We start from the raw sequence: 5,489 nt of genomic DNA on the forward strand, positions 1-5,489 counted from the left end.
GTCTTTGCCGGTCTCGCCGATGAGGTGGCCGATCCGGTCACCGCCTTCCGCGCTTTCGCCGCCGCACCCCGCGGCACAACCACCCTCACATCCACCTCCAAAGGAAAGGGCCCGATGATGACCACTGCCCCCGAAGATCATGCGCAACCTCCGGCCGCGCCTGCCGCCAGCACCCCGCCGGAACCGGCCCCAACCGCGGCAATCGCACCGCCGCAGACCGAAGCCACAGCCTTGTCGCCCGAAGCGATCCGCGCCGAGGCGGCCGAGGTTGCGCAAGTCTGTGCGCAGGCCGGGCGCCTTGGCATCCAGATCGATGCCGCCGATGCGGTCGCCAAGGGCGTGAAGCCCGAAGCCCTGCGCGCCAAGGTCCTGGCCAATCTCGCTGCCCGCAGCGATGCCGCGGGCATCATCGCTACCGCCCCGGCCGCGGGTGCCAAAGAAAGCCCCATCGTGGCGGCAGCCAAGAAATCGGCCGCCGCCTCGCGCTGATCACTGCGCCCACCACCACCGAGCCCGCGCAGCGCACCCCCATCCCCCGAACATCCTGGAGACTGAACCATGCCCGTCCTGACGGAACCGCCCAGCATGGGCGACGTCCTCAAATATGAGGTCAACCCGAACTACACCCGCGAGGTGGTGACACTGCTCGCGGGCACGGCCTACCCCGTTGGCGCCGTTCTCGGCCGCATCACGGCGAGCGGCAAATACAAGCTGGCGACCAGCGGCGGGTCGGATGGCGCGCAGACCGCCACGGCTGTGCTGCTCTATGCCGTCGATGCCACGCTCGCCGATGCCACCGGCATCGTCGTCGCCCGCGGCCCGGCCATCGTCTCGCGTGCTGGGCTTGCCTACGACGCCACCGTCGATGACGGGGCCAAGATCACCACCAAGATCGGCCAGCTCGCCGCCGCAGGCATCGTCGCCCGCGACGGCGTCTGATCCCCCTCATTTCCCCGGAGCATCCCCCATGACCCTCGTCCGCAATCCCTTCGACGCTGGCGGCTATTCGCTGGCCGAGATGACCCAAGCCATCAACATCCTGCCCAACCTCTATACACGCCTCGCCCAGATCGGCCTCTTCCGCTTCGAAGGGGTCAGCCAGCGCTCGGTCATCATCGAGCAATACGAGGGCGTCCTCAGCCTTCTCCCCTCTGTCCCGCTCGGCGGCCCCGCCACCGTCGGCACGCGGGAAGGCCGCTCCATGCGGTCCTTCGCCCTGCCGTGGATCCCGCATGACGACGTGGTCCTGCCTGCCGACATCCAGGGACAGCCCGCGCTGGGCGGCGCGTTCGATGCTGCCGATCCCCTCGTCGAGGTGATGAACCGCAAGCTGCTGCTGATGCGGCGCAAGCATGCACAGACCCGCGAATACATGGAGATGAACGCGCTCCGCGGCATCGTGAAGGACGGGGCCGGGACCACCCTCTACAACTACTTCACCGAATTCGGCCTCGCGCAGATCTCCGTCGACTTCGTGCTGGGCACGGCTGGAACGAACGTGCAGGGCAAGGTCCGCGAGGTGCTGCGAGCCATCGAAGACAATCTGCTGGGCGAGGCCATGACTTCGGTCCATGCGCTGGTCAGCCGCGAGTTCTTCGACAAGCTGATCGCCCATCCCAAGACGGAAGAAGCCTACAAGTTCTACGCCTCGACCGGCGCCCAGCCCCTGCGCGAGGATGTGCGGCGCAACTTCCCCTTCGGCGGGATCCTGTTCGAGGAATACTCGGGCACCGTCACCCTCTCTACCAAGGCCACCGAACGACTGGTCCCGGCGAACGAGGGCATCGCCTTCCCGCTCGGGACGATGGACACCTTCACCACCTATGGCGGCCCCGCGAACCTACTCGAAACCGCCAACACCATCGGCCTGCCGCTCTACGCCCGCCAGCATCTCGACGAGAAGGGCCGCTGGATCGACGTGATGACCGAGGCCTCGATCCTGCCGGTCAACAAGCGGCCGCGGCTGGCGATCCGGCTGCACACGTCGAACTGACGCCAGGCAGAAACGTCCATGTCCGTCTTCGCCGCCGCCATGGACCGCATCTTCACCCATGCCTCCATGGCGGCCCCGGCCCTCTGGATCTCGGCCGCCACCTCCGAGGAACGCCCGATCCGCATCATCCGCCGCGCCCCGGATCGGGTCACCGACTTCGGCGCGGGGAGGTTTGTCAGCGACACGACGGTGGTGGATGTGCGTGTGGCAGACCTGCCCGCCCCGCGTCCGGGCGACGTGATCGTCATCGGTGCCGACAGCCATGTGATCCAGGGGGAGCCGCTGCGCGACCGGGAACGGCTGATCTGGACGCTGAACCTGAGGCCTGCATGAAGCTGAAGCTCGAGATCAGCCCCGACCTCGCAGCCCTGATGCAGGCCGAAATCGCCGCGGGCGAGAAGGCCGTGACCACCGCCATGCGCGAGGCGGGCGCGGGCCTGAAATCCGCCTGGCGGGGCCAGATCACCGGCGCGGGGCTGGGCACACGGCTTGGCAACTCGATCCGCCTCGCCACCTATCCCAAGGGCGGCGAGAGCCTGAACGCCGCGGCGCTGGTCTGGTCGAACGCCCCGGTGATCGTCGGCGCGCATGACACCGGGCCGTTGATCCGGTCACCCAATGGGTTCTGGCTGGCCATCCCCACCCCGGCCGCAGGCAAATCCACCAGCGGCGGCCGGATCACCCCCGGCGAATGGGAACGCCGCACGGGGCTACGTCTGCGCTTCATCTACCGGCGCCGGGGCCCTAGCCTGCTGGTGGCGGAGGGGCGGCTGAACAGCAAGGGCCGGGCGGTGGCGTCACGATCGAAGACCGGACGCGGGCTGACGACGGTGCCGATCTTCCTATTGGTGCCGCAGGTAAAGCTGCGCAAACGGCTCGATCTGGCGCGGGATGCCGAGCGGGCCATCGACGCCGTGCCGGGGCGGATCGTGGCGGAGTGGGTGGAGAGCAGATTCTGAAAGGGACCGTCGACACACGCGCCGGATCGGCAAATATTGCCCATGATCCACACGGAGATTCCCATGGCCACCCGGAACGTCGTCTTGACAGAAGCGGAGTCCAACCTCGTCGACCGTCTGGTCTCGACTGGCCGGTATCAGAACGCGTCCGAGGCCTTGCGCGCTGGACTTCGTCTCCTCGAACGAGAAGAGGCCGAGATGACCGATCTGCGTGCTCGCCTGACGGCTGGTCTGGACGAAGCCCAGCGCGGGGATCTGGCCGAGGGACGTGGCGAGGATGCTATCCGTCGGGCTTTTGCCACAGCGCGTGCCGGGTCTTGATGCCGAAACCCTGACGCCGGGGCCATTCTTCACAGGGGACCATGCGCGCCTATCGGGCATCGGTCGGCCAATCGGAAGCGGGCGCGCCGGACCGGACAACCCTCGAAAAGCTCGGCAGTCGTCAATGACGGAGCGCGGGTTGTGCAAACCGCGCCGGTGTCATTGCTCCGCCATCAATGCGGCAAGCTGACCGGAGGCTGACTGAACGCTGGCGAGCAGTGCCTTCCAATCGTCGGGCGGGTTGCCGTCCTCGAGCATGCCCTTGAACACCCGATAGGCATCCGTGCGGCTGTCATAGGCGCGCAGCGTGGTGTCGTCGTTCACCCATGCGAAGATGATGATGCGGCTTTCGGCGTGAAAGCGGAAGAAAAGCCGGTACTGCTGAAAGAACTTTGCTCGGAACCAGTGCCGGTGCTCGTCGCCAAGCGTATTGCCCTGCCGGAACTTCGGGTCGGACGGGTCGGACGGGATTTCCTCGAAGATCAGCCTGTTGATCGCAGCAAGCCGTTTGGTTGCGTTCTTGCTGCGATAGCCAGCCGGGTTTGCAGCCTTCAAGGCCGAGACCTTTTCGGCAAGCTCCGCCACCTGATCAACAAACAACGGGTGCGCGAACAGGGTCCAGCCGTTCACGACCAACGGCACGTTGGAGGCGTCCGTCATTCATCTTCGGGCGACAGCGCCGCATCAAGATCCACTTCGACACCGTCAACGAGCTCGGCCAGCTTGGCGCGCAGAGGCGCGTCCAGGCCCCGGACATGGCCGGGATTCTGGCGGATGTCCTGCGCCAGAAACGCGAGAAATGCGCCGATGGCAGGGTCTTCCGCGGTATCCGAGGCGCGGCGGAGGAGGACGTCGCCCTCAGGCAGGATGGTGTAGGAGATGCGATCGCGCTTTTTCAGGCCAAGCGCCTTGCGCACGACGCCGGGCATCGTGGTCTGGTACTTGTCCGTCAGCGTGGACTCGACCTTGAGTTCAGCCAGCATGTGATTCTCCTTCACCCCGCAGGCACAAGGTAATGCGAATGCATTACCCATTCAAGAACACAGCGGTGAAGGGCCTGTACCGCGCTTCAGGCCACCCGCAACATTGGTGCACCCATGCCCACCACCCGCGAAACAGTCTTCGCCGCGCTGCACGCGCGGCTGCAGCCGCTTGCCGCCCTCACCCTGCGTGATGAGGTGCTGCCCGAGCGGATCCCGGCGGCGGGGCTGATCATTCTGCGCGACGGCCAGCCCGGTGAGCCAGAGGTGACGCTGTCGCCCCTGCGCTACCACTACCAGCACCGGGCCGAGCTGGAGGTTGTCGTCCAAGCGGGCACCGGCCGGGCCGGTGCTTTCGATGACCTGATCGCCGCCATCGGCGCGGCGCTGGAAGCAGACCGGACGCTGGGCGGCCTCTGCGACTGGGTCGAACCCGAGGCCCCGGCATCGGTCGACCTGCCCGTCGAGGGCGCCGCGGCCCTGAAGGCGGCGGTGATCACCGTCGTCCTGCATTACACCACCACCGGCCCACTGGCCTGAATTTCCCCCCATAGGAGACCCCCATGGCACGCGCACACGGCGCGCGGGCGCAGATGGCGCTTGCGTTCGAGACGGTTTACGGCACCCCACCCGCCAGCGGCTATCGGCTGATGCCCTTTGCGCGCACCACGCTGGGCGCGGAACAGCCCCTGCTCAATTCGGAATTGCTCGGCTACGGCCGCGATCCCCTGGCCCCCATCAAGGATGCCGTCACCGCCGATGGCGAGGTGGTGGTGCCGATCGATGTGGAGGCCTTCGGCTTCTGGCTGAAGGCGGCCTTTGGTGGCCCCACCACGACCGGCACCACGCCCAAGACCCACACGTTCCAATCGGGGAACTGGACGCTGCCCTCGATGGCCATCGAAGTCGCCATGCCCGAAGTGCCGCGGTTCGCGATGTATGCGGGCTGCGCGATGGACCAACTCAGCTGGCAGATGAACCGCTCGGGTCTGCTGACTGCGACCGCCCGTCTGATCGCGCAGGGCGAGGCCATCGCTGCCACCACGGCCGCTGGCACGCCGACCGCGCTGGGCCTGCAGCGCTTCGGCCATTTCAACGGCGTGGTGAAACGCAACGGCACGGCCTTGGGCAACGTCGTCTCAGCCGAGATCACCTATGCCAACGGCCTCGACCGGATCGAAACCATCCGCAACGACGGCAAGATCGAGGGCGCCGATCCCGGCATGGCGGCGCTGA

The 5,489-nt window shown here is 67.0% G+C and carries 9 protein-coding genes and 1 pseudogene; 8 read left to right on the forward strand and 2 right to left on the reverse strand.

Annotated elements, in window-relative coordinates; all coding sequences use genetic code 11:
* The 6 genes and pseudogenes from ACE3P6_RS17845 to ACE3P6_RS17870 all read left to right on the forward strand — a co-directional run.
* Window positions 1-489: pseudogene (locus ACE3P6_RS17845) on the forward strand (S49 family peptidase); the annotation flags it as partial.
* Window positions 490-558: 69 nt separating this feature from the next.
* Entirely contained in the window at window positions 559-939 is a 381-nt protein-coding gene (locus ACE3P6_RS17850) for a head decoration protein (RefSeq protein WP_374397751.1), read from the forward strand.
* 28 nt (window positions 940-967) lie between these two features.
* Entirely contained in the window at window positions 968-1,993 is a 1,026-nt protein-coding gene (locus ACE3P6_RS17855) for a major capsid protein (RefSeq protein WP_074556081.1), read from the forward strand.
* Window positions 1,994-2,011: 18 nt separating this feature from the next.
* Window positions 2,012-2,326: a hypothetical protein gene (locus ACE3P6_RS17860; protein ID WP_374397754.1), complete on the forward strand. Its 315-nt coding sequence runs from the start codon at window positions 2,012-2,014 to the stop codon at window positions 2,324-2,326.
* Window positions 2,323-2,952, forward strand: coding sequence for a DUF6441 family protein (locus ACE3P6_RS17865; protein ID WP_374397756.1), 630 nt, complete (start codon window positions 2,323-2,325; stop codon window positions 2,950-2,952). The genes ACE3P6_RS17860 and ACE3P6_RS17865 overlap by 4 nt, the downstream gene beginning before the upstream one ends.
* A 63-nt stretch (window positions 2,953-3,015) precedes the next feature.
* Window positions 3,016-3,273, forward strand: a complete 258-nt coding sequence (locus ACE3P6_RS17870) for a type II toxin-antitoxin system ParD family antitoxin (protein WP_374397757.1) — start codon at window positions 3,016-3,018, stop codon at window positions 3,271-3,273.
* 159 nt (window positions 3,274-3,432) lie between these two features.
* Here the strand turns inward: ACE3P6_RS17870 and ACE3P6_RS17875 are convergent, their stop codons facing one another.
* Both ACE3P6_RS17875 and ACE3P6_RS17880 read right to left on the reverse strand, forming a co-directional pair.
* Window positions 3,433-3,933, reverse strand: coding sequence for a type II toxin-antitoxin system YhaV family toxin (locus ACE3P6_RS17875; protein ID WP_374397759.1), 501 nt, complete (start codon window positions 3,931-3,933; stop codon window positions 3,433-3,435).
* Entirely contained in the window at window positions 3,930-4,256 is a 327-nt protein-coding gene (locus tag ACE3P6_RS17880; RefSeq protein ID WP_153750041.1) for a type II toxin-antitoxin system PrlF family antitoxin, read from the reverse strand. The genes ACE3P6_RS17875 and ACE3P6_RS17880 overlap by 4 nt, the downstream gene beginning before the upstream one ends.
* A 114-nt stretch (window positions 4,257-4,370) precedes the next feature.
* Between ACE3P6_RS17880 and ACE3P6_RS17885 the strand changes: the two genes are divergently transcribed.
* Window positions 4,371-4,793: an acyl-CoA transferase gene (locus tag ACE3P6_RS17885; RefSeq protein ID WP_374397761.1), complete on the forward strand. Its 423-nt coding sequence runs from the start codon at window positions 4,371-4,373 to the stop codon at window positions 4,791-4,793.
* A 23-nt stretch (window positions 4,794-4,816) separates the two neighbouring features.
* The coding region (locus ACE3P6_RS17890) for a phage tail tube protein (RefSeq protein ID WP_374397763.1) at window positions 4,817-5,489 on the forward strand (673 nt) is incomplete at its 3' end.

This window comes from Tabrizicola sp. (assembly GCF_041911175.1).
Lineage (GTDB): Bacteria > Pseudomonadota > Alphaproteobacteria > Rhodobacterales > Rhodobacteraceae > Tabrizicola.

Excerpts from the sequence above, each read along its gene's own strand:
- ACE3P6_RS17850 (WP_374397751.1), top strand. The coding sequence starts at position 559 with ATGCCCGTCCTGACGGAACCGCCCAGCATGGGCGACGTCCTCAAATAT.
- ACE3P6_RS17855 (WP_074556081.1), top strand. The coding sequence starts at position 968 with ATGACCCTCGTCCGCAATCCCTTCGACGCTGGCGGCTATTCGCTGGCC.
- ACE3P6_RS17860 (WP_374397754.1), top strand. The coding sequence starts at position 2,012 with ATGTCCGTCTTCGCCGCCGCCATGGACCGCATCTTCACCCATGCCTCC.
- ACE3P6_RS17865 (WP_374397756.1), top strand. The coding sequence starts at position 2,323 with ATGAAGCTGAAGCTCGAGATCAGCCCCGACCTCGCAGCCCTGATGCAG.
- ACE3P6_RS17870 (WP_374397757.1), top strand. The coding sequence starts at position 3,016 with ATGGCCACCCGGAACGTCGTCTTGACAGAAGCGGAGTCCAACCTCGTC.
- ACE3P6_RS17875 (WP_374397759.1), bottom strand. The coding sequence starts at position 3,933 with ATGACGGACGCCTCCAACGTGCCGTTGGTCGTGAACGGCTGGACCCTG.
- ACE3P6_RS17880 (WP_153750041.1), bottom strand. The coding sequence starts at position 4,256 with ATGCTGGCTGAACTCAAGGTCGAGTCCACGCTGACGGACAAGTACCAG.
- ACE3P6_RS17885 (WP_374397761.1), top strand. The coding sequence starts at position 4,371 with ATGCCCACCACCCGCGAAACAGTCTTCGCCGCGCTGCACGCGCGGCTG.